The organism is Aeromonas sp. DSM 116730, from assembly GCF_046581335.1.
Lineage (GTDB): Bacteria > Pseudomonadota > Gammaproteobacteria > Enterobacterales > Aeromonadaceae > Aeromonas > Aeromonas rivipollensis.
In genome coordinates this window covers 3,290,254-3,314,277 of record NZ_CP144265.1, presented here as the reverse complement: position 1 = coordinate 3,314,277, position 24,024 = coordinate 3,290,254, and the positions used below count along the sequence as shown (strand labels likewise).

General features: G+C 60.1%; 23 protein-coding genes. 13 read left to right on the top strand and 10 right to left on the bottom strand.

Annotation, left to right across the window (positions count from 1 at the left end):
- The first annotated feature begins 32 nt into the window (after nt 1-32).
- From Aeroheme_RS15070 to Aeroheme_RS15055, 4 genes are all read left to right on the top strand, one after another.
- Complete coding sequence (locus Aeroheme_RS15070; protein WP_171275672.1) at nt 33-416, top strand: SirB2 family protein; 384 nt, start codon at nt 33-35, stop codon at nt 414-416.
- An 11-nt stretch (nt 417-427) separates the two neighbouring features.
- Nucleotides 428-1,228, top strand: a complete 801-nt coding sequence (locus tag Aeroheme_RS15065; RefSeq protein ID WP_234678165.1) for a SirB1 family protein — start codon at nt 428-430, stop codon at nt 1,226-1,228.
- Between the two features lie 38 nt (nt 1,229-1,266).
- Complete coding sequence (kdsA, locus tag Aeroheme_RS15060; protein ID WP_106887521.1) at nt 1,267-2,121, top strand: 3-deoxy-8-phosphooctulonate synthase; 855 nt, start codon at nt 1,267-1,269, stop codon at nt 2,119-2,121.
- Between the two features lie 304 nt (nt 2,122-2,425).
- Nucleotides 2,426-3,709 (top strand): dicarboxylate/amino acid:cation symporter, encoded by a 1,284-nt coding sequence (locus Aeroheme_RS15055; protein WP_163155558.1) that lies wholly within the window; start codon nt 2,426-2,428, stop codon nt 3,707-3,709.
- A 106-nt stretch (nt 3,710-3,815) separates the two neighbouring features.
- Here Aeroheme_RS15055 and grcA read toward each other — a convergent pair whose 3' ends face one another.
- Nucleotides 3,816-4,196 (bottom strand): autonomous glycyl radical cofactor GrcA, encoded by a 381-nt coding sequence (gene grcA, locus Aeroheme_RS15050; protein WP_025326187.1) that lies wholly within the window; start codon nt 4,194-4,196, stop codon nt 3,816-3,818.
- Between the two features lie 597 nt (nt 4,197-4,793).
- Here grcA and ung point away from each other — a divergent pair.
- Complete coding sequence (gene ung / locus Aeroheme_RS15045; protein ID WP_411166128.1) at nt 4,794-5,480, top strand: uracil-DNA glycosylase; 687 nt, start codon at nt 4,794-4,796, stop codon at nt 5,478-5,480.
- Nucleotides 5,481-5,644: 164 nt separating this feature from the next.
- Nucleotides 5,645-6,193 carry a hemerythrin domain-containing protein gene (locus tag Aeroheme_RS15040; protein WP_106887518.1) on the top strand — a complete coding sequence of 183 codons (549 nt, stop codon included), beginning with the start codon at nt 5,645-5,647 and terminating at the stop codon, nt 6,191-6,193.
- Between the two features lie 98 nt (nt 6,194-6,291).
- On the opposite strand, the gene Aeroheme_RS15035 is transcribed toward Aeroheme_RS15040, so the two are convergent.
- Together Aeroheme_RS15035 and tal are read right to left on the bottom strand one after the other, a co-directional pair.
- Nucleotides 6,292-6,471 carry a DUF3545 family protein gene (locus Aeroheme_RS15035; protein WP_025326190.1) on the bottom strand — a complete coding sequence of 60 codons (180 nt, stop codon included), beginning with the start codon at nt 6,469-6,471 and terminating at the stop codon, nt 6,292-6,294.
- A gap of 193 nt (nt 6,472-6,664) precedes the next feature.
- On the bottom strand, nt 6,665-7,615 hold the full coding sequence (gene tal / locus Aeroheme_RS15030; protein WP_139745836.1) for a transaldolase: 951 nt from the start codon (nt 7,613-7,615) through the stop codon (nt 6,665-6,667).
- A 724-nt stretch (nt 7,616-8,339) separates the two neighbouring features.
- Between tal and Aeroheme_RS15025 the strand changes: the two genes are divergently transcribed.
- The 4 genes from Aeroheme_RS15025 to yidZ all read left to right on the top strand — a co-directional run bounded on the left by Aeroheme_RS15025 (nt 8,340) and on the right by yidZ (nt 13,663).
- A complete protein-coding gene (locus tag Aeroheme_RS15025) occupies nt 8,340-9,779 on the top strand; it encodes an alanine/glycine:cation symporter family protein (protein ID WP_106887516.1) in 1,440 nt (479 codons plus the stop codon).
- Between the two features lie 247 nt (nt 9,780-10,026).
- Nucleotides 10,027-11,184: an FOX/MOX family class C beta-lactamase gene (gene ampC, locus Aeroheme_RS15020; RefSeq protein WP_411167252.1), complete on the top strand. Its 1,158-nt coding sequence runs from the start codon at nt 10,027-10,029 to the stop codon at nt 11,182-11,184.
- 275 nt (nt 11,185-11,459) lie between these two features.
- Nucleotides 11,460-12,629, top strand: a complete 1,170-nt coding sequence (locus Aeroheme_RS15015) for an MdtL family multidrug efflux MFS transporter (protein WP_411166127.1) — start codon at nt 11,460-11,462, stop codon at nt 12,627-12,629.
- Between the two features lie 14 nt (nt 12,630-12,643).
- A complete protein-coding gene (yidZ, locus tag Aeroheme_RS15010; protein ID WP_411166126.1) occupies nt 12,644-13,663 on the top strand; it encodes an HTH-type transcriptional regulator YidZ in 1,020 nt (339 codons plus the stop codon).
- Between the two features lie 30 nt (nt 13,664-13,693).
- Here the strand turns inward: yidZ and ruvX are convergent, their stop codons facing one another.
- The 7 genes from ruvX to metK form a co-directional block, all read right to left on the bottom strand.
- The gene (ruvX, locus tag Aeroheme_RS15005) at nt 13,694-14,116 is read right to left on the bottom strand and encodes a Holliday junction resolvase RuvX (protein WP_025326196.1); all 423 of its coding nucleotides are present in this window, start codon (nt 14,114-14,116) and stop codon (nt 13,694-13,696) included.
- Nucleotides 14,117-14,360: 244 nt separating this feature from the next.
- Nucleotides 14,361-14,915 carry a YqgE/AlgH family protein gene (locus Aeroheme_RS15000; protein WP_163147787.1) on the bottom strand — a complete coding sequence of 185 codons (555 nt, stop codon included), beginning with the start codon at nt 14,913-14,915 and terminating at the stop codon, nt 14,361-14,363.
- Between the two features lie 195 nt (nt 14,916-15,110).
- Nucleotides 15,111-16,061, bottom strand: coding sequence for a glutathione synthase (gshB, locus tag Aeroheme_RS14995; protein ID WP_025326198.1), 951 nt, complete (start codon nt 16,059-16,061; stop codon nt 15,111-15,113).
- 138 nt (nt 16,062-16,199) lie between these two features.
- A complete protein-coding gene (gene rsmE, locus Aeroheme_RS14990) occupies nt 16,200-16,931 on the bottom strand; it encodes a 16S rRNA (uracil(1498)-N(3))-methyltransferase (protein WP_411166125.1) in 732 nt (243 codons plus the stop codon).
- 63 nt (nt 16,932-16,994) lie between these two features.
- A complete protein-coding gene (locus Aeroheme_RS14985; protein ID WP_111910305.1) occupies nt 16,995-17,693 on the bottom strand; it encodes an endonuclease in 699 nt (232 codons plus the stop codon).
- 73 nt (nt 17,694-17,766) lie between these two features.
- Complete coding sequence (locus Aeroheme_RS14980) at nt 17,767-18,306, bottom strand: SprT family zinc-dependent metalloprotease (protein WP_411166124.1); 540 nt, start codon at nt 18,304-18,306, stop codon at nt 17,767-17,769.
- A 68-nt stretch (nt 18,307-18,374) separates the two neighbouring features.
- Nucleotides 18,375-19,526, bottom strand: coding sequence for a methionine adenosyltransferase (gene metK, locus Aeroheme_RS14975; RefSeq protein WP_025326202.1), 1,152 nt, complete (start codon nt 19,524-19,526; stop codon nt 18,375-18,377).
- Nucleotides 19,527-19,867: 341 nt separating this feature from the next.
- Between metK and tkt the strand changes: the two genes are divergently transcribed.
- From tkt to Aeroheme_RS14960, 3 genes are all read left to right on the top strand, one after another.
- Entirely contained in the window at nt 19,868-21,859 is a 1,992-nt protein-coding gene (gene tkt / locus Aeroheme_RS14970; protein WP_411166123.1) for a transketolase, read from the top strand.
- A 581-nt stretch (nt 21,860-22,440) separates the two neighbouring features.
- Nucleotides 22,441-22,644 carry a hypothetical protein gene (locus Aeroheme_RS14965; protein ID WP_234677077.1) on the top strand — a complete coding sequence of 68 codons (204 nt, stop codon included), beginning with the start codon at nt 22,441-22,443 and terminating at the stop codon, nt 22,642-22,644.
- A gap of 140 nt (nt 22,645-22,784) precedes the next feature.
- Nucleotides 22,785-24,004 (top strand): IS3 family transposase gene (locus tag Aeroheme_RS14960; protein ID WP_411166122.1). Its coding sequence is split into 2 segments (ribosomal slippage): nt 22,785-23,133 and nt 23,133-24,004, totalling 1,221 coding nucleotides; the frame shifts between segments, so codons are not numbered across the junction.
- Nucleotides 24,005-24,024: the final 20 nt, after the last annotated feature.

Here is a 24,024-nt window from a genome sequence, read left to right as displayed (position 1 = left end):
CGGAACTGTCCGCCCCTGTGCAAGGAAACCATATGTATGTTGTTCTCAAACATCTGCACCTCACCCTGATTGTCGGGGCCGTGCTGATGTTCATACTGCGCTTTTACTGGGCCCAAACCGGCTCCATTCATGCCCGTAACGGCCGGGTGCTGCAGGCCAGCGGCTGGCTCAATGGCCTGGTGGTGCTCTCCGGCGTGCTGCTGTGCATGGTGCTGGATCTCAATCCCCTCAACAATGGGATCCCCTGGCTCAGCGAGAAGCTGAGCGCCGTGCTGGCGGTGGCCTTCCTCGGCATGATGGCGCTGCGCCTGGCGCGCAGCAACAGCATCCGCTGGTTTGCCTTCCTGGGGGCCCTGGGGTGGATCTTCTTTATCGCCAAGCTGGCGGTGCAAAAGCAGGCCAACCTGTTCGGTTAGGGATGACGACGATGATACGTGTGGATGAGTGGACCGACTTCGAGGCCCACGACCTGGCCGAACTGGCACTGTCGGTGAGCGATGAGATCCTGGGCCATGGCGGCGCAGGAGAGGCCGAGCTGGCCCGTCTCGATAGCTGGCTGGACGAGGCCATAGTCGAAGGGGACTGTGACGAGGTGCGCCGTCAGCTGTTGCAGGGGTTCTACCAGACCTTAGGGTTTCGGGGCGACTGGCAGGATTATTTCTCTGCCGCCAACTGCGACCTGAACCAGGTGCTGGTACAACGCAAGGGCATACCGGTGAGCCTTGGCATCCTCATCATCCAGCTGGGTCGCAAGATTGGCCTGGATGTGGAGGGGATCTGCTTCCCGGGCCATTTCCTGGTGAGCTTCGCCGGCCTGGAGGGAGAGGTTTATGTGGACCCCTTCAACGGTGACGAACTGAGCCTGCACCGCATCGAGCTGCTGCTGCGCGGTGCCCTCGGCAACCTGGCGACTTTAAGCGATGACCATCTGCAGCCCTGCGGGCAGTGGGAGATCATCGAACGCCTGCTCAACGTCAGCAAGGGGGCCCTGCTGAGGGAGGAGCGCATGACAGAAGCATTGCGCTGCAGCGAGCTGCTGCTGCGCATGAAGCCCGGAGATCCGCTGGAGACGCGGGATAGGGGCTTCATCTACGAGCAGCTCGACTGCCCCCGTTTCGCCGCCGACGATTTTGAATACTTTATTGAACAATGCCCGGACGATCCTGTGGCCGACGTGCTGAAAACCCAGCTGGCCAGTCTGGATCTTAGCCCCAAGCCCCTCCATTGAGGGGGTCTGGGGAAGCCTCTTCACTTAAGGATGCTGAGATGGAACAGAAGAATATCAAGATCAACGCGATCGACGTCGCCAACGACAAGCCCTTCGTGCTATTTGGCGGCATGAACGTGCTGGAATCCCGCGACATGGCGATGGCGGTGTGCGAGAAGTACGTGGAAGTGACCAGCAAGCTGGGCATACCATTCGTGTTCAAGGCGAGCTGGGACAAGGCGAACCGCTCCTCCATCCACTCCTACCGCGGCCCGGGCCTGGAAGAGGGGATGAAGATCTTCCAGGAGCTCAAGGCGACCTTCGGCATGCCGGTCATCTCAGATCTGCATGAAGTGCATCAGGCCAAGCCGGTTGCCGAGGTAGTGGATGTCATCCAGCTGCCCGCCTTCCTGGCGCGCCAGACCGATCTGGTGGAGGCCATGGCCCGCACCGGCAACGTCATCAACATCAAGAAGCCGCAGTTCCTGAGCCCGAGCCAGATGAAGAACATCACCGACAAGTTCGAGGAGTGCGGCAACGATCGCCTGATCCTGTGCGAGCGCGGCGCCAACTTCGGTTACGACAACCTGGTGGTGGACATGCTGGGCCTGGGGGTGATGAAGAAGAGCACCGGCGGCTATCCGGTCATCTTCGACGTGACCCACTCGCTGCAGTGTCGCGATCCCCTGGGAGCCGCCTCCGGTGGTCGTCGGGATCAGGTGACCGAGCTGGCCCGTGCCGGCATGGCGGTCGGCCTGGCGGGCCTGTTTATCGAATCCCACCCGGACCCGAAAGTGGCCCGTTGCGACGGCCCGAGTGCCCTGCCGCTGGACAAGCTGGAAGGCTTCCTCAAGCAGATGAAGGCCATCGACGATCTCATCAAGGGCTTCGAGCCACTGGATACCTCCGCCTGATCCAGCACGGCGCTTTAGTGATGCCAGGTGCCCCGCCATGCGGGGCATTTTTTTATTCGGAGAGTTTTCAATAGGGTCTCAAATATATCGTTGACCAACTATATCTCAGTTGCCGTGGTGTTAATGATGTTAAATATGTTGTGTGATTAATGTCTCTTAATTGCTTCTTATAACGTGTGAAAGTGGCGCCGTTGCGATGATGAAATAGCATGACGCCAACGAGAGAAGGATATTTTCTCGTGACGGCTCCCTGCATGCCTATTTCTGCCATATGAGATGTCAATTAATTAACAGGACGTTAATCATGCACAAGAAAGTATTCAGCAGCCTTTATTTCCAGGTGCTGCTTGCGATCACCCTGGGGGTATTTCTGGGACATGTCTATCCCGACCTCGGGGCTGATATGAAGCCATTGGGTGATGGCTTCGTGAAATTAATCAAGATGATTATTGCCCCCGTTATTTTCTGCACCGTAGTGACCGGCATCGCCGGCATGGAGAGCATGAAGGCGGTGGGGAAAACCGGTGCCATAGCGCTGCTCTACTTTGAAGTGGTGAGCACCATAGCCCTGGTCATCGGGCTGTGCGTGGTGAACCTGCTGCAACCCGGGGTCGGCATGAACGTGGATCCCGCCACGCTGGATGCCAGCGCCATCTCGGCCTATGCCGAGCAAGCCAAGTCGCAGGGCATCATCGCCTTCCTGCTTGACGTGATCCCGGGCAGCGTGATCGGCGCCTTTGCCAGCGGCAACATTCTTCAGGTGTTGCTGTTTGCGGTGCTGTTTGGCTTCTCCCTGCACCATATCGGCGAGAAGGGGAAATTAGTCTTCAATATGATCGACAGCTTCTCCCAGGTTATTTTCGGCATCATCAACATGATCATGAAATTGGCACCGGTTGGCGCCTTTGGTGCCATGGCCTTTACCATAGGGAAATATGGGATCGGCTCGCTGGTCCAGCTCGGCCAGTTAATTGCCTGCTTCTATGTGACCTGTCTGCTATTCATCTTCATGGTGCTGGGCAGCATTGCCAAGGCAAATGGCTTCAGCATAGTGCGCTTTATTTCCTACATCCGGGAAGAGCTGCTGATCGTGCTGGGTACCTCCTCTTCCGAATCCGTATTGCCGCGCATGCTGGTGAAGATGGAGGCCCTCGGCTGCAAGAAGTCGGTGGTGGGCCTGGTGATCCCGACCGGTTACTCCTTCAACCTGGATGGCACCTCCATCTACCTGACCATGGCGGCCGTCTTCATCGCCCAGGCGACCAATACGCCGCTGGATCTGTTCCAGCAGCTCACCCTGCTGGTGGTGTTGCTCATCTCCTCCAAGGGGGCGGCCGGGGTCACCGGTAGCGGCTTCATCGTGCTGGCGGCCACCATCTCGGCGGTGGGGCACCTGCCACTCGCCGGGCTGGCGCTGATCTTGGGGATAGATCGTTTCATGTCGGAGGCGCGGGCCCTGACCAACCTCATCGGCAACGGCGTGGCGACTCTGGTGGTGGCGCGTTATTGCGATCAGCTCGACGAGCAGAAGATGAACGAGGTGCTCGCCAACCCGGTCGCCGTGCAGAAGGTCGACCAGCACGGATAGCCGGCAGGCGCGGTCTGCAAGGAGAGATGGGCAGGCACTGTGGCTTGCCCATAAAAAAACGGCCCGGGTGGGCCGTTTTTCATGGTGCAGATGACCGCAGAGGGAATTACAGGCTCTGGGTGAAGGTGCGGGTGACCACATCACGCTGCTGTTCCGGGGTCAGGGCGTTGAAACGCACTGCGTAGCCAGACACACGGATGGTCAGCTGCGGGTATTTCTCCGGATTGGCGATGGCGTCTTCCAGGGTCTCGCGGCGCAGCACGTTGACGTTCAGGTGTTGACCACCCTCGACCACGGGCTCGGTCTGGACCGGCAGTTCACGGTATTCGAACTGGCCCAGATCGGACAGTGCGACTTCCTGATCGGCGACGAAGCTGTCGCCCTTGGCGCAGATGCAGCGAGCTTGCTGCTTCTCTTCATCCAGCAGCCAGAAAGAGTTCAGCAGTGCGGCGTTGGCGGACTGGGTGATTTGGATGCCCTTGATCATGGTATGACTCCTCATAGGAAAGCGGATTCAACGGTAAGCACATTACCCTGATGTTTTTAAACCACCTTGATGACGGGATGATTTAACGGGGCCTTGCCTTACACCTTTACTTCGTTGGGGTCATATATACCACGATGGTAATAATACGAAAATTGATCTAAATCAATAAAGGCGCATTTTGCGCGCGAGGAAAGGGATTAATTCATTGAGATTAATCAAAAATAGATCATTTTTATGATTTTGTAAGATATATGAATTATGCATTTTTTATTGGGTATATCTAGTAATTTAACTACATCTTTTACCGTTATTCTCTTTATAAGGTCAGGGTCGGGCGTCTTACAAGTTCAGGGCAGGACCTCGCTGGGTGGCCAGGTGCGCGGCCGCCAAGGCGCTGATGGCTGCGGCCATCGACCATCATCCCGATAGGCAGGGTGCCAGGGTTTTGGCGGGCGCAGGGGTGCAGGGGTGGTCATCCCTCAGAGCCGAGTCGCGGTTGCGTCTTGCTGCCCGGCCCCCTATCCTGAGCCCCTTGCGGCATTCATCGAGGATATTGGGGTGCCAGAGGTAGCGGATTCACAGAGAGAGGAGACTGGCGTGCTGACCTGGAAGGATGTGATCGGTTCTGAGAAAGAGCAGGACTATTTCAAGGCAACCCTGGCGACCGTCAGGGAGGAGCGGGAAGCGGGCAAGGTGATCTACCCCCCGGCCACCGAGGTGTTCAATGCCTTCAAGTTGACCGAGCTGGACAGTGTCAAGGTGGTGATCCTGGGACAAGACCCCTATCACGGGCCGGATCAGGCCCACGGCCTCTGCTTCTCCGTGCTGCCCGGGGTACGCACGCCTCCCTCCCTGGTCAACATCTACAAGGAGATGCAGCGGGATCTGCCGGATTTTGTCACACCCGGTCACGGTTTCCTGGAGTCCTGGGCCACCCAGGGGGTGCTGCTGCTCAATACGGTGCTGACGGTGCAGGCGGGCATGGCCCACTCCCATGCCCATCTTGGCTGGGAGACCTTTACCGACAGGGTCATAGAGCGAATCAACTCCCACTGCCAGGGGGTGGTCTTCCTGCTGTGGGGAGCCCATGCCCAGAAGAAGGGACGCTTCATCGACAGAGCGCGTCACCATGTGCTGACGGCTCCCCATCCCAGCCCATTGTCCGCTCACCGCGGCTTCATCGGCTGTGGCCACTTCTCGGAGGCAAACCGCCTGCTGGTGCAGCAGGGGATGAGCCCCATCGACTGGCTCTCGGTCTGCCATCACCAGCCGGTGCCGGCCTGACCCTCTTCCCGCCTCTGGGCAGGCAAGGGCGCCCAAAGTTGTCAGGTCGCTTGCGTCGCCGGGGCGGGGATTGTTGCAACTGACTTGATTGAGTGCAAAGTTCGGGTAATAAATGACCGTATACTCGAGACAGTACCTTTTTCAATTCAGCGCAAGGAGTGCTCATGTTATCCAGTCTCCATAAGGACCACCTCAACATCGCCAGGCTGCTGACGCTGCTCAAGCACAAGCTGGCAGCCATCCGCAATGAGCAGCCGGTGAGTTATTTCCTGCTCCGGGACGTGGTGGACTACTTGCGGGAGGTCTCCGACAAGTTCCATCACCCCAAGGAGGACATGATCTATGACTACTACCTGAAATACCGGGTGGTGGAGGGGGAGGTCGCCAACCGGCTGCATGAGGAGCACGCCCGCCTGCTGGTGGCCGGCACCGAGCTCAAGGAGATGGTGGAGATGATACTGATGGACGCCGTCATTCCGCTTGAGCAGTTCACCGCCAAGCTGGAGCAGTTCATCGAGCAGCAGGAGGCCCACATGAACTACGAGGAGGGGGTGATCTTCCCCCATCTGCGTGACTCCCTGACCGAAGATGACTGGCGTCAACTCGAGCAGCTCTGGCAGAACAGGGCCATCAATGATCCCCTGTTCGGGGCCGAGGTGAGCCAGCACTTCCAGGCGCTGGCCAAGCAGCTCTCGTTGCCCCCCTCATCCTGAAATGACAGGCGGGCCATAAAACGACGCCCCGGCTTGGCCGGGGCGTCTTGTTTTACTGTGTCAGTGGGTCTGTGCCGCCACGGGCGACGCCGGTGACACTACAGCTCCAGTTCTTCCGAACCTTCGTAGGCGATGTCGATGGCTTGCAGCTCCTTTTGCAGGCGGTGCTTGTCTTTAAGCGCCTCTATCTCACGCCATTTACGTTTCTTTCCCGTTGTCCCGCGGCTACGTGAACCCAGCTCAACGACCTCGTCAAAATCGAAGTTGAACATGTCCATGGCTCCCTCCTTGGTTTTATGGTTTTCACCATTCGTATAACACGACGCATTTGAAAATAAAACGTTTTTATGACCAAGTTGTGACAATCGGGAAGGTGGATAAAAAAAACCGGGCTGCCCTTGCGGGAGCCCGGTTTTATCGGCGCAACACCTCCTGTGGAGGGGGTTGGCCGAGGTGGCCTCGGCCCGTCTTTTACAGACGGCTGGCCAGCATGGTTTCCAGCTTGCCCTGATCGACGGCGAACATGCGAATGCCTTCGGCCAGCTTCTCGACCGCCATGGCGTCCTGGTTCAGCTCCCAGCGGAACTGTGCTTCTGTCATGGGGGTCGGTTTTGCCTTGCGCTCGCCGGTGTAGTTCAGCTTGCGCACCACGGCGCCTTCGGTCTTGCTCAGCTCTTCCAGCAGGGCAGGGCCTATGGTCAGGCGATCGCAACCGGCCAGCTCCAGGATCTCGCCGGTGTTGCGGAAGCTCGCACCCATCACCACTGTCTGGTAGTCGTGCTGCTTGTAGTAGTCGTAGATGGCGGTGACGGAGACCACGCCCGGATCTTCGCTCGCGGTGTAGTCACGGTTGTGCTTGGCCTTGTACCAGTCGAGGATGCGGCCCACGAACGGGGAGATCAGGAAGGCGCCGGCTTCGGCACAGGCACGGGCCTGGGCGAAGGAGAACAGCAGGGTCAGGTTGCACTGGATGCCCTCTTTCTCCAGGACTTCGGCGGCACGGATGCCTTCCCAGGTGGAGGCCAGCTTGATCAGGATGCGATCGTTGGTGATGCCGGCTTCGTTGTAGAGGCGGATCAGCTTGCGGGCCTTGGCGATGCTGGCGTCGGTGTCGAAGGAGAGACGGGCATCCACCTCGGTGGAGATGCGGCCCGGGACGATTTTCAGTACTTCCAGACCTATGTTGACCGCCAGCTTGTCGCCCGCGTCGATGATTTGCTGTGCCTTGTCCTGGCTCTGGGACTTGGCCCAGTTGATGGCGTCTTCGATCAGCGCCGCGTACTCGGGGATCTCGGATGCCTTCAACACCAGGGAGGGGTTGGTGGTGGCATCGATGGGCTGGTAGCGCTTGATGGCTTCGATGTCGCCGGTGTCGGCAACTACCGTGGTCAGGGCTTTCAGCTGGGTTAATTTATCGGCCATAGCAAATATCATCTCTATATGAGGGAGCAATCCCAGGGGTTGCGGGCGTGAGACGGCCGTTCTGAAATAAAATTACAAAATCCCGGCGACTCAGGCTCAGAAAAGCACGATGGGGGTGGCCCATCGCCACTGCCTGCCTAATTAATACGGATGTGGCGCTTCCTGCAATAGGGAGCCTTGTACGTGAATCACCCAGGTGGTGGGAGAGGGGGGAGCGACAGGAGGAAAGTATCTGATAAAAAACGACTTTTACTGATTTTTTGGCAAGGCCCTGCGACCGGCACAAAAGCAACTTTTTTAGTTGATTCTTCATTTTGTGCAGTGGGTCACACAAATACTCTTGTCAGCTACTTGAAATTTAATTACGTGTAAAACGTTTGGCGTGACAAGCCCCTGGCTGGGCGACATCAGAGGCAAACGCTTGCCTTACCGCCGCCCGTCAAGGCATCTGTTTTTACCGTCATGGGAATATCGACAAGCGAGCCCCTTTCGGGTCTTATTTGTCGGCTGTAGAATTGCGCATCAAGTTTTGTTGATTATTTGCGTGCTAAATGAAGCTTTTTTGCATCAAATCGCTCGTTTTTTGTCTTTCCAGTGAGCCTAATCACTATTCTGAATTCCCTCCCTATGCTAGATTCCGCCCCTTCGGCGCAATGCTAATTCGGAAATTGACAGAGAGCGGTCAGCGCAGACTGACCATGGATGTGATAACAACGAGAGAATTATGGACACCTTGATTGCAATGATTAACGACCTGATGTGGGGAGCCGTGCTCATTTACCTGCTGATCGGGGTCGGACTCTTCTTTACCTTCCGCCTGGGGTTTATCCAGATCCGTCACTTCGGCCACATGTTCTCGGTACTGCGCAATAGCCGCAAATCCGACAGTGCCGGCATCTCCTCCTTCCAGGCCCTGTGTACCAGCCTGGCCGCCCGTGTGGGCACCGGCAACCTGGCCGGCGTGGCCGTCGCCATCTATCTGGGGGGCCCAGGTGCCATCTTCTGGATGTGGCTGATCGCCTTCATCGGCATGGCCACCGCCTTCGTCGAGAGTACCCTGGCCCAGCTCTACAAGGTCAAGGACGAAGACGGCAACTACCGTGGTGGTCCCGCCTACTACATGGAGCGTGGGCTCGGCATGCGCTGGATGGGGGTGGTCTTCTCCCTCTGTCTGCTGCTGGCATTCGGTCTGGTGTTCAATGCGGTGCAGGCCAATTCCATCAGCCTGGCCATGAACGTCGCCTTCGGCATCCCTGACTGGGTCAGCGGCCTGGCACTGGTGGTGCTGTCCGGCCTCATCATCTTCGGCGGCATCCGTGGCATAGCCCGCTTCGCCGAGCTGGTGGTGCCCTTCATGGCGCTGGCCTACATCTTGATGGCGCTGTTCGTGGTGGCCATGAACATCAGCGAGCTGCCCGGGGTCTTTGTTCTCATCATCAAGTCGGCCTTCGGTATCGAGCAGGCGGGTTCCGGTGCCATGGGTTACGCCATCTCCCAGGCGATGATCAACGGCATCAAGCGCGGTCTCTTCTCCAACGAAGCCGGTATGGGTTCTGCCCCCAATGCCGCCGCGACCGCGACCCCCTATCCGCCGCACCCGGCGTCCCAGGGCTATGTGCAGATGCTGGGGGTCTTCCTCGACACCATAGTCATCTGTACCTGTACTGCCGCCATCATACTGATGTCCGGCCAGTTCGAGCCGGGCTCCGGCGTGACCGGGGTCGAGCTGACCCAGCGTGCGCTCTCCTCCCAGGTCGGTGGTGGTGGCAACATCTTCATCGCGGCGGCCATCTTCTTCTTCGCCTTCACCTCCATAGTGGCGAACTACTCCTACGCCGAGACCAACCTGGTGTTCCTGGAGCACAACCACAAGGGCGGCCTGATGCTGTTCCGGATGTTCGTGCTGGGCATGGTGATGTTCGGTTCAGTGGGCGAGCTGCCGACCGTGTGGGCCCTGGCGGACGTCTCCATGGGGATGATGGCCATCGTCAACCTGATCGCCATACTGCTGCTCTCGGGGGTCGCCATCAAGCTGGCCAAGGACTACAACGATCAGCTCAAGCTGGGTCGCGTCCCCACCTTCGACGCCAACAAGTACCCGGAGATCCGCAGCCAGCTGGAAGCGGGGATCTGGGACAACCCGCCCAAGAGCAAGCAGGCCTGAGTCCTGGGTTGATCCGGTCGGATAATGAAAGAGGGGAGCCATGGGCTCCCCTCTGCTATATGGGCCCATGCCCGCCCGGGGCTGTGGCATGGGATGACTGGACTCTGAGAGTGCGGGCTGAAGGCCTCCTTGGCAAAGTGACTATGCTTCACGCCACTTCACATCCAGCACACCTTGGCCCGTTATGCTGGCCCCATAGCTCGTCGCTGGTGCGGCGATCCCAAGCAACCAAGAGGATAGAATGACCATGCAACAACAGGTGCGGATGACATTGCTGACGGCGGGCACCCTGCTGTGGGCCGGCCTGACTCAGGCCGCTGCGGACAACCAGGGCGATCCCCTGCGCCCCCTGGTGGATGCCAGCATCCGGCCCGTGCTCAAGGAGTACAGGATCCCGGGCATGGCGGTGGCCGTGCTGAAAGATGGCAAGGCCCACTACTTCAACTACGGGGTGGCAAATCGGGAGAGCGGAGCCCCCGTGAGCGAGCAGACCCTGTTCGAGATTGGCTCGGTCAGCAAGACTCTTACGGCAACGCTAGGGGCCTACGCCGTGGTCAAGGGCGGCTTCCAGCCCGATGACAAGGTGAGTCAGCACGCCCTCTGGCTCAAAGGCACCGCCTTCGACGGCATCACCATGGCCGAACTCGCCACCTACAGCGCCGGGGGCCTGCCGCTGCAATTCCCCGACGAGGTGGATTCCACCGACAAGATGCGCGCCTACTATCGCCAATGGACGCCAGCCTACCCGGCGGGCACCCATCGCCAGTACTCCAACCCCAGCATCGGCCTGTTCGGCCACCTGGCGGCCCATAGCCTGGGGCAACCCTTTGAGCAGCTGATGAGCCAGACCCTGCTGCCCGGGCTCGGCCTGGCCCACACCTATCTCAAGGTGCCCGCCGCTGCCATGGGGAACTATGCCTATGGCTACTCGAAAGAGGACAAGCCCATCCGGGTCAACCCGGGGATCCTGGCGGACGAGGCCTATGGCATCAAGACCAGCTCGGCGGATCTGCTGGCCTTCGTCGGTGCCAACATGGCCGGCGGTGGCGACGAGCCGTTGCAGCAGGCGATCGCCATGACCCACACCGGTTTCTACTCGGTGGGAACCATGACCCAGGGACTAGGCTGGGAGAGCTACCCCTATCCCGTCAGTGAAGCGGCGCTGCTGGCGGGCAACTCCCCGGCGGTGACTTACAATGCCAATCCGGTCAGCCCCGTTGCCGGGTCCCGGGAGACGGGGGAGGCGCGGCTCTACAACAAGACAGGCGCGACCAACGGCTTCGGCGCCTATGTGGTCTTCGTGCCCGCGAAGGGCGTCGGCATCGTCATGCTGGCCAACCGCAACTATCCGAACGAAGCACGCGTCAAGGCGGCCCACGCCATCCTGAGCAAGCTGGCGGAGTGACAGCTCGGCCCCGTTGATTGAGGTGAGTACGCCAGGATTGCCCGGCGTACTTTTTGGTACCGCCGGCGCGGTTATGCCTCACCTGATGGCCCCAATGGCTTGCCCCCCCGCCACCAAATTTCCAAACTGGAATCTACCGTTCGCCATCTCGTCACTAGGTGCGAGCGGGCCCCTCTCCTATAGTGCTGCCCATATTCAACCTGTCCCCCCTGCTCCCGCCATCGACGCTGGTTGGCATGGTCTGCGTGGGCGGGCCCTTTCGCAATGGAGCATCCATGGGCATTTTCCTGCTGTGCACTTTCCTGATGATCATCCTCTACCCGGTCGGGATCGATCTCTATCTGGTGGCCGTGCCCCAGATTGCCGATGCCCTGCAGGCGAGCGAGGCGCAGATCCACACCGCCTTCTCCATCTACCTGTTCGGCATGGCGGCCACTGTGCTGCTGGGGGGGATCATTGCGGATCGCCATGGCCGGCGCTGGGTGGTGCTGGGGGGCACCCTGATTTTTGTCCTCGCCTCCCTGGTGGCAGCCAATGCGGCGGGGATCAGTCAGTTCTATCTCGGTCGTTTCTGGCAGGGGGTCGGGGCGGGGGCGCTCTATATCATGACCTTTACCGTGCTGCGGGATGTGCTGAGCCAGGCGCGGCTGGCGATGGCGCTCTCCATGATCAACGGGGTGATCTGCGTCATCCCGGTGCTGGCACCCGTGCTGGGTTATCTCATCCTGTCGCATTTTGATTGGCGCGGGATCTTCGTGGCGATGGCGCTGGTGGCCGCCGTCAGCGGTCTGGTCAACCTGCTGTTGCTCAGGGAGACTCGCCCGGCCCGCCAGCAGAGTGGCGCGACCCGGCCCCTTGCCCTGCTGGGCTCTCCGCACTTCATGCTGCACTCGCTTCTGACCAGCGCCAGCGTGACCGCCATCCTGGTCTATGTCAGCGTCTCGCCGCTGATCCTGATGCAGCAGTACGGCTTCACCACGGAGCAGTACGCCATAGTGATGATGGTGATGGCCGGGGTGAGCATGTCCACTTCCTTCCTGACCCCGTTGCTGCTGCGCTGGCTGGGCAAGCAGAGGGTGCTGGCGCTCTCCCATCTGGCCTATCTGCTGGCGGCCTGCCTCCTGCTCGGCAGCTGGCAGTTGGGGGGCGACATCCCCTTGCTGCTGCCGGGCTTTGCCCTGGTTTGCATCGGCTTCTCCTGCGGCTTCGGGGTGGCGATGGGGGAGGCGCTCGCAGAGTGCCAGCACCATGCGGCATTTGCCAGCGCCCTGCTCTGCATCATGCAGATCAGCCTCTCCGGTTTCTATATCTGGCTGCTGGGCCAGCTTGGCGTGGCCCCATCCTTGATGCTGATCTCTGCCCTGCTGTTGACCCTGCTCAGTTACCTGGCCGTCAAAGGGCTGTTACCATGGCTCGCGCTGCGCGAAGCGCGGTCACGGGGATAAGGGGGAGAGGAAAGATGCGCAACCTGGGTGAACTGGATTTGAACCTGCTGGTGGTCTTCAAGCACCTGATGCAGGAGCGCAGCGTGGCAGGGGCGGCCAAGAAGCTCTGCGTCACCCCCTCGGCGGTGAGCAAGGCGCTCGCCAAGCTGCGGGACTGGTTTGACGATCCCCTCCTGGTGCGGGTACGTCAAGGGCTGCAGCCGACCCAGCTCTCCCTGACCCTAGAGGAGGAGCTCAAGGCCTGGTTCCTGCTGACAGACAGCATCACCTCCCTCAATAGCGAGGCGATCCCCGAGGGGGCCCGCTTCAGCCTGGTGATGGAGTCCCCCTTCTGCACCAGCTTCCTGAGCGAGCTGCCCATGATCATCTACCAGAAGTATCCCCACTCTGTGGTCAGGATGCTGGGGTGGGATCACCACTCCCTCAACGACATAGTCAACGGGGATGCGGATCTCGGCTTCTGCGCCCGGGAGACCCACGGTCGCTCCCAGGCCAGGGTCAACCGGCTGCCCTATTACATCGATCACGAGGTACTGTTCAGCGACAGACCCGTGGTGTTCCTGCGTAAAGATCACCCCCTGCTCCAGCAGACCTGGTCCCTGGAGAACTTCCTGGCCTGTCCCCAGGTAAGCGTGGTGTGGGAGGCCAGCGACAGCTGGGCGCTGGATGATCTGCTGGAGGACGAGGGGCAGAGGCGGGAGGTACCCATCATGGTGGCGAGTTTCGAGCAGGCCCTGCATATCGCCTCCCAGTCGAGCCATGAGCTGATAGCGGTGGCGCCGTCCTATTGCGCTGGCTATGCCGCCAGGCACCACGGCAACCTGATCGCCATGCCTCTGCCGCTCCCCGAATCACTCTACAAGCAACTTGAGATAGCCTTCATCCTGCTGTGGCACAAACGCCATAACCAGGATGCCAAGGTGATGTGGCTGCGCAATGAGACGAAACGGCTCTATGGCCTGGCGGCGGAGGGACTTGCCCTGTTCCCATGGGGCGGGGGAGAGGCGGCGCTGGCGCCGGCGGGAGATGCCTGATGCAGGGGGCCAATGGCTGGCCCCCCGGGCTCAACCGTATTGCTCTTCCATCCAGGCTTCGACGATAAGCTGGGCGGAGACTCCGTCCACGCTGCCCTTGTCGAGCGCCTTGTAGCCGCCGCGCTCGAACAGGCGGGCGCGGGCATCCGTGGTGGTGAGCCGCTCGTCCTTGAACTCCACCGGCTTGCCGAAGCGGCCATGGAGGCGGTTGCCGAACTTGCGGGCCCGCACCGTGATCTCCTGATCCGTGCCATCCATGTTCAGCGGCAGGCCGACAATAAGCAGATCCGGCTGCCACTCCTTGAGCAACTTTTCAATCTCGTCCCAATTGGGAATGCCGTCGTTGGCCTTGAGGGAACGAAGGGGTTGGGCCGTGCCCGTGAGCTCCTGGCCGATGGCGACGCCTATGCTCTTGGTGCCGTAGTCAAAGCCCATGATGCTGCGTGATGACATGGATGTCCTCGAAATAGATGAATAAAAAGATGTCGTATCCCCTCACCCTAGCCCTCTCCCGAAGGGAGAGGGAACCTGCCGAGGTTATGCTCGCTCGAATTTGGCTAACTCCGTTTTAGCTGACTGGTTGCCGCAGATATATCCGAAACGTGCCGATTTACCCCCTTCTCCCCTCGCGGGAGAAGGGCTGGGGATGAGGGGCACTAAATGGGAACTGCACCAACTAAAGAGCGTGACAAGGGATCTAACTGTGCCCCACCTGGCTGGAGAGATGCAGAGGATTGACGCCTATGCTGGCGGCGGCCTGCTGCCAGCGCTGGTGAATGGGGGTGTCGAACACCAGCCTGGGGTTGGGGGGGATCACCAGCCAGGCGCCATCCACCAGCTCCTGCTCGAGCTGCCCTGCGCTCCAGCCGGCGTAACCCAGGGCCACCAGCCAGTGGTCCGGCGCCTCGGCGGTACCCAGGGTCTCGAGGATGTCCTTGGAGGTGGTGACCATCATCTCGTCGCTCACCTGCAGGGTGGAGTTGAAGCCGGGCCTGAAGCTGTGCAGCACGAAGCCGCGATCAGCATGGACCGGGCCGCCCTGCAGCACCGGCTGCTTCATCTCGGCGGTGGCAGGGGGGCTCAGCTTGAGCTTGGTCAGCATGGCGTCCAGGGACATGTCCACCGGGATGTTGACCACCAGTCCCATGGCTCCCTCGCTGCTGTGCTCGCACAGATAGACCAGGGAGCGTTCGAAGTAGACGTCCGTGAGGCTCGGCATGGCGAGCAAAAAGTGGTTTTGCAGTGTTTGCATAGATATCAAAGAGTGCAAAGGTATTTGGGGTGATTATGGCAGTTGACGGCGGCGGGCAAAACCGCTTTTTCGCGCAGAAACCCCGGAAGTCCGGGGGCTGGCTCACATCGTCGCGCAGCAGAAAAGAGCAGGGGCCGCGCTGGCCCCTGTGGTATCACTGCCTGGGTGACGGCCTCGAGGGGGCGTCACCTGGGGTTATTTTCCCAGCCGGCGTTCGATGGCATCCATCAGCATGCCGGTGATATGCACCGGGAAGGCCGCCTCGATTTCACGGATGCAGGTCGGGCTGGTGACGTTAATCTCGGTCAGCCGATCGCCTATGATGTCGAGCCCGACGAAGATGAGCCCCTTCTCTTTCAGGGTGGGGCCGACCGCACGGGCGATGGCCCAGTCTGCCTCACTCAAGGGGCGCGCCTCGCCGCGGCCGCCGGCCGCCAGGTTGCCACGAGTCTCTCCCTGGGCCGGAATGCGGGCCAGGCAGTAGGGCACGGGCTCGCCGTCCACCACCAGCACCCGCTTGTCGCCATCCTTGATGGCGGGCAGGAAGGTCTGGGCCATGCAGTACTGGCTGCCGTGGGCGGTGAGGGTCTCGATGATGACCCCCACGTTGGCGTCATCTTCCTTCATGCGGAAGATGGAGGCGCCGCCCATGCCGTCCAGGGGCTTCAGGATCACGTCCTTGTGCTCGGCGTGGAAGGCGCGCAGCTTGTCGGCGCGGCGAGTGACGAGAGTGGTCGGGGTGTGCTCGGCAAACCAGGCGGTGTAGAGCTTCTCGTTGGCGTCGCGCAGGCTCTGGGGCTTGTTGACGATGAGGCAGCCCTCGTCCTCGGCCCGCTCCAGCATATAGGTGGCGTAGATGAACTCGGTGTCGAAGGGGGGATCCTTGCGCATCAGGATCACATCCAGGCTGGAGAGCGGCTGATCGACCACCTCCCCCAGGCTGAACCAGTGGGCGTAGTCATGCTTGACGGTGAGCGGACGCATGGTGCCGAAGGCGCGCCCCGCCTGCATGTAGAGATCCTTCATCTCCAGATAGAAGAGCTCGTAGCCGCGCTTTTGCGCCTCTTCGAGCATGGCGAAGCTGGAGTCCTTCTTGATGTTGATGGCCGAGATGGGGTCCATCACTATGCCGAGTTTGATGGTCATCCGAGATTCCTTCTGGTGGCTCGATTGCGAGTGAGATTCTTAACACTTGTTCAAGGTCTGTCACTAGAGGTCGTCAGCAAGGTAAAGAGCAGCGCATGACCCTTGATCATGACCTCGCAGTAAGACATTGGACTGGTTTCAGGCCAGATCGCCGAAGCGGCACTGCAGCGCCGTAATGGCGGTCAGGGCGGCGGTTTCGGTGCGCAGCACCCGCGGCCCCAGCAGCATCTCCTTGAAATCCTCTTGCACGGTACGGGCGATCTCGTCGCTGGACAAGCCCCCTTCCGGGCCGATCAGCAGCCGCACCCCGTGTTCGGGCACCGGCAGGGTATTGATGCTGTAAGGGGCGCGCGGGTGCAGGTTGAGCTTGAGCTCTTGGGTCTCTTCGCGCAGCCAGGCGTCCAGCTCCATCGGCATACGCACCTCTGGCACCACATTGCGGCCGCACTGCTCGCAGGCGCTGATCACCACCTTCTGCCACTGCTCGCGTTTCTTCTCCAGCCTGTCCGCCGGCAGCTTGACGCCGCAGCGCTCGGAGAAGAGCGGGGTGATGCAGGTGACGCCGAGCTCCACGGATTTCTGGATGGTGAAGTCCATCTTGTCGCCACGGCTGATCACCTGGCCCAGATGGATGGCGAAGGGGGACTCCACCGAGCGGGCCTCGCAACTGTCGATGCGCACATCCACCGATTTCTTGCCGACGCCTGTGATGGTAGCGGCATATTGGTTGCCGTCGCCGTTGAACAGCTCGAGCTGCTGACCCGGCTGCATGCGCAGCACCCGGCCGATGTGGTTGGCACCGTCTTCCGACAGGGCGAGAGTCTGGCCCACCTGCAGGGCGGCCGGTTCATAGATACGTGGAATGCGCATGGCTCAGTGTCAGTCTCTGGTTCAAGAAGAGGGGTTTTAAATCCCTTGTGCCCATAGATGGGGCTATTGGCACTGCTTTTCAATGAAGGGGTTGGTATTGCCCTGCAGTTTGCCGATGCGGAGGTTGCGCTCGCACTCCCAGCGGTCGGCCGGGTACTGCCTGTCCCAGGCCTCGAACAGTTTACGCTGTTGGGCGGCCAGGCGCAGCCCATACTGCTGGCCCATGTAGAGGTAGGCGCGGGCTATCTGGCCGCGCACCGGTCCCTTGGGCGGTTGCACCCGGCGATCCTTGAAGTCCACCAGCATCTGGCACTTGCCGTACTGGTTCGGCTTGCCGTTCCAGTCGGAGAAGCGGTAGTTGGCTCGATCGCCGTTCACCTCGCCGATGGCGGGGAAGAGGTTGTGCATGTCCCCCTCCATCTTGTTGAACTCGTCGCTCTTGCCGCAGTTCTTGCGCCCGCCCTCTTGCCAGCACTGGAGCTGGTGGCCGAACTCCCAGGCGGGGACCACGTGCTCCCACTCGATGCGAGAGGCGCGATTGGCCTGCTTGCGCGGCAGGTAGCCGCAGCTCTCCCAGTCGGGGGCCATCTGCTTGCCGCTGAACTTGATGTTGCAGCCGCAATAGAAGGTGGTGGGGTGGCTCTGATAGAGCTTGTTCAGATCCTGCTTGGCGGCGCGAAAGGTCTGGGCCTGCAGGGGCGAGCTGATGAACGGCAGGCTGATGAGCAGGCCGACACTGAGGGTGAGCAGAGAGCGAAACATGAAGATCCTTGGCAATGAAACGGTTGGCTGAAGAAGCTGCGCACCCTAACACAGGGGCGCGACACGGGTTGACTCAATCCGCTGGCGAGCCCGGCTGCAACACCAGGGGCTGGCGACAGCGGCGGCAGTGATAGCGGGCCTCGCCGCGCACCACCTTGTTGTGACGACGCACCGAGAGCCGATGCTGCTGGCAGGCGCACGCATAGGCATGGGTGCGCTGGGCCAGCACCGCGAGATCGAAGCTGTGGGTGGTGTTGGGAGCGAGCGCGAACAGCTCCCGCATCACCGACTGCCACTGGCGGCCGTGGGGCAGCACCCGGGACTTGCCGCGCCCTTCTCCCCAGAGGGCATAGACCAGCAGGTGCGCCACCTCGTGGGGCACCACCTCGGCCAGAAAGGCCTGCTGGTTGGCCTCATAGAGCGCCGGGTTGAAGCGCAGCTCCCAGGTTTGCAGCCGTGCAGATCCCGCTGCCCGGCCCCGCATGTTGCAGTGGATCTGCGGGCGCGGGAAGGAACGGCCGAGGCGCGCCTCCGCCTGCACGAAGCAGGCGTCGACCCGCTGGTGCAGCAGCTGGAGCAGGGAAGCGTCGAGTTGAGCTCTGGTGGCAGACATCGAGGTCTCGTCGGGTAGCGGATAAGCAAAAGGGGAGCCAGGCTCCCCTTTTATCACAACGGCCAGCCTTACAGACCGGCTGCGTCGCGCAGCAGAGCGGCCTTGTCGGTCTTCTCCCAGGGGAACTCGTCACGGCCGAAGTGGCCGTAGGCGGCGGTCGCCTGGTAGATGGGACGCTTGAGATCCAGCATCTCGATGAGGCCGTAGGGGCGCAGCTCGAAGAACTCGCGCACCAGCTTGACCAGCAGCTCCTCGGCCACCTTGCCGGTGCCGAAGGTCTCGACGCTGATGGAGGTCGGCTCGGCCACGCCGATGGCGTAGGAGACCTGGACTTCACAGCGGGCAGCCAGACCGGCGGCGACTATGTTCTTGGCGACATAGCGGGCGGCGTAGGCGGCAGAACGGTCAACCTTGGACGGATCCTTGCCGGAGAAGGCGCCACCACCGTGACGGGCCATGCCGCCGTAGGTGTCGACGATGATCTTGCGACCGGTCAGACCGCAGTCACCCATGGGGCCGCCGATAACGAAACGGCCGGTCGGGTTGATGAAGTACTTGGTGTCCTTGGTGATCCACTCGGCCGGCAGCACCGGCTTGATGATCTCCTCGCGCACCGCTTCCACCAGATCCTTGTGGCTGATGGAGTCGCAATGCTGGGTAGAGAGCACCACGGCATCCACACCCAGGATCTTGCCTTCGTTGTCGTAGGCAAAGGTCAGCTGGCTCTTGGCATCCGGGCGCAGCCACGGCAGGGTGCCGTTCTTGCGCACTTCGGCCTGACGCTTCACCAGCAGGTGGGAGTAGGTGATGGGGGCGGGCATCAGCACGTCGGTTTCGTTGGTGGCGTAGCCGAACATCAGGCCCTGGTCACCGGCGCCCTGCTCCAGCGGATCGGTACGATCGACGCCCTGGTTGATGTCCGGGGACTGCTTGCCGATGGCGTTCAGCACGGCGCAGGAGTCGGCATCGAAGCCCATGTCGGAGTGGGTGTAACCTATCTCGCGCACTGTGTCGCGCACGATCTGCTCGATGTCGACCCAGGCAGAGGTGGTTACTTCACCGGCCACCATCACCATGCCGGTCTTGACCAGGGTCTCGCAGGCGACGCGCGCCTTGGTGTCTTGCACCAGGATGGCGTCCAGCACCGCATCGGAGATCTGGTCGGCGATTTTATCGGGATGGCCTTCGGAGACCGACTCGGAAGTAAACAGCTTTGCCATGATTGGTTCTCGATTCGTATGGGGTTATCGCCTTGGCCATAACCGGAAAATGACGGTATGTCTGTAGAGGTATCTACATCTGGACGTCTATTTTAATTAGGTCACAGGGTGATTGCCAGCACTATTTGGGGTTGGACCCGCCCGGACCAAGGCTGAGGGGGCAACCACCCCGATGGGGGTAAGGGAGGGGGCGGATTGAATCGTTTTCCCTGGCCAGAAAAGCGATTGTGCTCCCAAAGCCACTTTATTCGCCCAGATAATATTTGCACCGCGCCCGCCCTGCTGGGACAATAACGCGCCTTAATCTTGGCCATCAAATGAAGCAATCGCAGGAGATACAGATGCCTTCTCGTAAAGAGCTTGCCAATGCCATTCGCGCATTGAGTATGGATGCCGTTCAAAAAGCCAACTCCGGTCACCCGGGCGCCCCCATGGGAATGGCAGATATCGCCGAAGTGCTGTGGCGTGGCCACCTCAAGCACAACCCGAACAACCCCAAGTGGGCCGACCGTGACCGCTTCGTGCTGTCCAACGGCCACGGCTCCATGCTGCTGTACTCCCTGCTGCATCTCTCCGGTTACGACCTCTCCATCGACGATCTGAAAAACTTCCGCCAACTGCACTCTCGCACCCCAGGTCACCCGGAGTACGGTTATGCCCCTGGCATCGAAACCACCACTGGTCCGCTGGGTCAGGGCATCACCAATGCCGTGGGCATGGCGATCGCCGAGAAGGCCATGGCCGAGCAGTTCAACCAGCCGGGTCACGACATCGTCGACCACTACACCTACGCCTTCATGGGCGACGGCTGCCTGATGGAAGGTATCTCCCACGAGGCTTGCTCCCTGGCAGGTACCCTGCAGCTGGGCAAACTGATCGCCTTCTGGGATGACAACGGCATCTCCATCGACGGTCATGTGGAAGGCTGGTTCACCGACGACACCCCCAAGCGTTTCGAAGCCTACGGCTGGCACGTCATCCCGGCTGTTGACGGTCACAACCCGGAAGCCATCAACACCGCCATCGAAGCCGCCAAGGCCGAGACCGGCAAGCCGACCCTGATCTGCTGCCGCACCATCATCGGCTACGGCTCCCCGAACAAGTCCGGCTCCCACGATTGCCACGGCTCACCGCTGGGCAACGACGAGATCGCCGCCGCCCGTGCCTTCCTGAAGTGGGATCACGCGCCCTTCGTCATCCCGTCCGAGATCGCCGCCGAGTGGAATGCCCAGGAGAAAGGCACCAAGCTGGAATCCGACTGGGCTGCCAAGTTTGCCGCCTATGAAGCCGCGCACCCGACCCTGGCTGCCGAGTTCAAGCGCCGCACCGTTGGCGAGCTGCCGGCCAACTGGGCCGCTGAATCTGCCAAGATCATCGAGACCCTGCAAGCCAACCCGGCCAAGATAGCGACCCGTAAAGCATCCCAGAACGCCCTGGAAGCCTTCGGCAAGCTGCTGCCGGAATTCATGGGTGGTTCCGCCGATCTGGCCCCGTCCAACCTGACCATGTGGTCCGGCTCCAAGTCTCTGACTCCCGAGAGCGCGGCAGGCAACTACATCCACTACGGCGTGCGCGAGTTCGCCATGTCCGCCATCATGAACGGCATCGCCCTGCACGGTGGTTTCATCCCCTACGGCGCCACCTTCCTGATGTTCATGGAGTACGCCCGCAACGCCCTGCGCATGGCCGCCCTGATGAAGCAGCGCGCCATCTTCGTTTACACCCACGACTCCATCGGTCTGGGTGAAGATGGCCCGACTCACCAGCCGGTCGAGCAGATCGCCTCCCTGCGTCTGACCCCGAACATGAGCACCTGGCGCCCCTGTGACCAGGTAGAGTCTGCCATCGCCTGGAAGCACGCCATCGAGCGCAACGACGGCCCGACCTCCCTGATCTTCTCCCGTCAGAACCTGCCCCAGATGGACCGCACCGCCCAGCAACTGGCCGATGTGGCCAAGGGTGGTTATGTGCTGAAGGATTGCGCCGGTACCCCGGAACTGATCCTGATCGCCACCGGTTCCGAAGTGGAGCTGGCCGTGGCCGCCTATGAGCAGCTGACCGCCAAGGGCCGCGCCGTGCGTGTGGTCTCCCTGCCGGCCACCGACGTGTTCGACGCCCAATCCGCCGAGTACAAGGAGTCCGTCCTGCCGTCCAGCGTCACCAAGCGTGTCGCCATCGAAGCGGGTATCGCCGACTACTGGTACAAGTACGTGGGCTTCGGCGGCAAGATCATCGGCATGACCACCTTCGGTGAGTCTGCACCTGCCGAGCTGTTGTTCAAGGAATTCGGCTTTACCGTGGAAAACGTGGTAGCGACCGCCGAATCCCTGTAATAGCCCCTGTAAGCGCTGAATATTGGGTCGTCTTGGCCCAATAGCCGGAACGATAAAACGCCCTCCATCGCAAGATGGGGGGCGTTTTTTTATAAGAAAATTTTATTCTTTGGGAGACATGGTCAACCCTGAGTGAATAATTCAGTTTTACAACTTAGTATGTTGGCGACCTCCAATTTCTCGGTATGGCTGCATTTATTTGGTGCCATACGATTCCGTTCGTAATATGCTGTGCATCTGAATGGTGATTAATCCGTATTCGTTGCAGTATCGTTTCCAGTGATATAGGGCAGGCGAGTTATTTGTCGTTCGATCATGGTAGTGAGTGATTTTTAAGTAAATCAGTTGATTTACAGCATTTTAAAAAGGATGGGGTATTTACAATGGCTTGTTCTGTATTGATTGATAAGTCAGAGGGAAAGCTGAAGATAAACTCTGATTCGTATGATTTGAACAGGATCTCTGATGTACAAGTAAAAGTGCTTACATGGAAGGACAAACTAATAAACATGTTATTGTTCGGGTTAATTACATCCAGTATCCTCTTCTACTTTATACCTACTGAAGCGCAGGGTAAGGGTATGACGTTGTTTCTCCCCGCCGTCGCTTTTCTGGCAGGAATGGTGATGGCTATGGTCACCAGTGCAAAATACGTATTCAGACTGGAATTCAAACATGTCGATGAAACCGGCGTACAATGGATCACTGCCGCCAAGAGCAGAAATTCGCAGGAATATGAGGCCTTTAAATTGAAAGAGGTGGAGCTTAAACAATTTATCGGTTAACGAAGGAAAACTTGACGCACAAGGTTGTCAATGTTGACACCCGATAAAAAGACACCGGCTTATGCCGGTGTCTTTTTATCATTTAAGTGTCCCGTCCTGAATATGGTTTACACCTTTCCCCCACATAAATGGAGAGCCCGATGGGACAAGGTGTGAAACGGACACAGCGCGATTACTCGCTGACTTTTAAACTGGCACTGGTCGAGCAGATTGAAAAAGGCGAGCTCACCTGCCAGCAGGCACAAGCCCGATACGGCATTCAGGGCCGCTCCACCGTTCTGGTATGGTTGCGTAAACATGGTCGGCAAGATTGGAGCCAGGGGGCTTCTGTGCGCGCCGGCAGGAGCATCACCATGCCTGACCCCGACAACCAGACACCCGAACAGCGCATCAAGGAGCTCGAACAGCAGCTGGCGCTGATGAGCCAGAAGGCCCAGTTCTTTGAGGCCGTCGTCGATGTCCTGAAGAACGACTACGGCGTCTCCATCGTAAAAAAGCGACCCGGCAAGTCCTCTCGCAGCGGCAAGTCGAGAGGCTGACCATCGTCAGGGCTTGCCTGTTTCTGGGGATAAGCCGTCAGGCTTACTACAAGCGCAATCGGGTTGCAGACGTGCGCCATGCACAGGGGTTGCAGGTGGTGCGCTTCGTGCGTCAGGTACGGTTACGCCAGCCACGGGTCGGCACCCGCAAGCTGCATTATCTGCTTCAAGGTCAGGATGATGGCGGGCTCAAGGTCGGGCGGGACAGGCTGTTTCAGATATTGGCCGAGCACCGCCTGCTGGTGCAGCCCAGGCGGGCGTATCACAAGACCACCCACAGTTTTCACCGTTTCTACCGTCATCCCAACTTGCTCAAGGCGGGGCCAGAGCAGGTCACGCCGGTGGCTCCGGAGCAGGTCTGGGTCGCCGACATCACCTATCTGCCAGCCAGGAGCGGGCCGCTGTACCTGAGCCTGGTGACGGATGCGTACTCACGCAAGATAGTGGGTCATCACGTGCACGAAGGGATGCACGCCGAGGCGGTGGCGATGGCATTCAAGAAAGCACTGAAGCAACGGCGTGGCGGCGGGGAGCTTATCCATCACTCGGACCGCGGCGTGCAGTATTGCTCTGGGCTGTATCAGTCATTACATGAACGGTACGGGGTGAAATGCTCGATGACGGATGGCTATGACTGTTACCAGAATGCGTTGGCGGAGCGGGTGAACGGGATATTGAAAGGGGAGTTGTTGTTGCAAAGCCCGCAGGACCTGGCGCAAGCGCGGGAGATGGTGCGTGAGGCAGTGGATATTTACAACCTGGAGCGACCGCATCATGCCTTGAAATACAGAACCCCCGATGCGGTGCATCGGGGGTTCTGAGTCACGTGAAGCTAGACGAA

What these genes read in the sequence shown, in the direction of transcription:
- Aeroheme_RS15070 (WP_171275672.1), top strand. Translation starts at nt 33, where the DNA reads ATGTATGTTGTTCTCAAACATCTGCACCTCACCCTGATTGTCGGGGCC.
- Aeroheme_RS15065 (WP_234678165.1), top strand. Translation starts at nt 428, where the DNA reads ATGATACGTGTGGATGAGTGGACCGACTTCGAGGCCCACGACCTGGCC.
- kdsA (WP_106887521.1), top strand. Translation starts at nt 1,267, where the DNA reads ATGGAACAGAAGAATATCAAGATCAACGCGATCGACGTCGCCAACGAC.
- Aeroheme_RS15055 (WP_163155558.1), top strand. Translation starts at nt 2,426, where the DNA reads ATGCACAAGAAAGTATTCAGCAGCCTTTATTTCCAGGTGCTGCTTGCG.
- grcA (WP_025326187.1), bottom strand. Translation starts at nt 4,196, where the DNA reads ATGATCAAGGGCATCCAAATCACCCAGTCCGCCAACGCCGCACTGCTG.
- Aeroheme_RS15040 (WP_106887518.1), top strand. Translation starts at nt 5,645, where the DNA reads ATGTTATCCAGTCTCCATAAGGACCACCTCAACATCGCCAGGCTGCTG.
- Aeroheme_RS15035 (WP_025326190.1), bottom strand. Translation starts at nt 6,471, where the DNA reads ATGGACATGTTCAACTTCGATTTTGACGAGGTCGTTGAGCTGGGTTCA.
- tal (WP_139745836.1), bottom strand. Translation starts at nt 7,615, where the DNA reads ATGGCCGATAAATTAACCCAGCTGAAAGCCCTGACCACGGTAGTTGCC.
- Aeroheme_RS15025 (WP_106887516.1), top strand. Translation starts at nt 8,340, where the DNA reads ATGGACACCTTGATTGCAATGATTAACGACCTGATGTGGGGAGCCGTG.
- ampC (WP_411167252.1), top strand. Translation starts at nt 10,027, where the DNA reads ATGCAACAACAGGTGCGGATGACATTGCTGACGGCGGGCACCCTGCTG.
- Aeroheme_RS15015 (WP_411166127.1), top strand. Translation starts at nt 11,460, where the DNA reads ATGGGCATTTTCCTGCTGTGCACTTTCCTGATGATCATCCTCTACCCG.
- yidZ (WP_411166126.1), top strand. Translation starts at nt 12,644, where the DNA reads ATGCGCAACCTGGGTGAACTGGATTTGAACCTGCTGGTGGTCTTCAAG.
- ruvX (WP_025326196.1), bottom strand. Translation starts at nt 14,116, where the DNA reads ATGTCATCACGCAGCATCATGGGCTTTGACTACGGCACCAAGAGCATA.
- Aeroheme_RS15000 (WP_163147787.1), bottom strand. Translation starts at nt 14,915, where the DNA reads ATGCAAACACTGCAAAACCACTTTTTGCTCGCCATGCCGAGCCTCACG.
- gshB (WP_025326198.1), bottom strand. Translation starts at nt 16,061, where the DNA reads ATGACCATCAAACTCGGCATAGTGATGGACCCCATCTCGGCCATCAAC.
- rsmE (WP_411166125.1), bottom strand. Translation starts at nt 16,931, where the DNA reads ATGCGCATTCCACGTATCTATGAACCGGCCGCCCTGCAGGTGGGCCAG.
- Aeroheme_RS14985 (WP_111910305.1), bottom strand. Translation starts at nt 17,693, where the DNA reads ATGTTTCGCTCTCTGCTCACCCTCAGTGTCGGCCTGCTCATCAGCCTG.
- Aeroheme_RS14980 (WP_411166124.1), bottom strand. Translation starts at nt 18,306, where the DNA reads ATGTCTGCCACCAGAGCTCAACTCGACGCTTCCCTGCTCCAGCTGCTG.
- metK (WP_025326202.1), bottom strand. Translation starts at nt 19,526, where the DNA reads ATGGCAAAGCTGTTTACTTCCGAGTCGGTCTCCGAAGGCCATCCCGAT.
- tkt (WP_411166123.1), top strand. Translation starts at nt 19,868, where the DNA reads ATGCCTTCTCGTAAAGAGCTTGCCAATGCCATTCGCGCATTGAGTATG.
- Aeroheme_RS14965 (WP_234677077.1), top strand. Translation starts at nt 22,441, where the DNA reads ATGACGTTGTTTCTCCCCGCCGTCGCTTTTCTGGCAGGAATGGTGATG.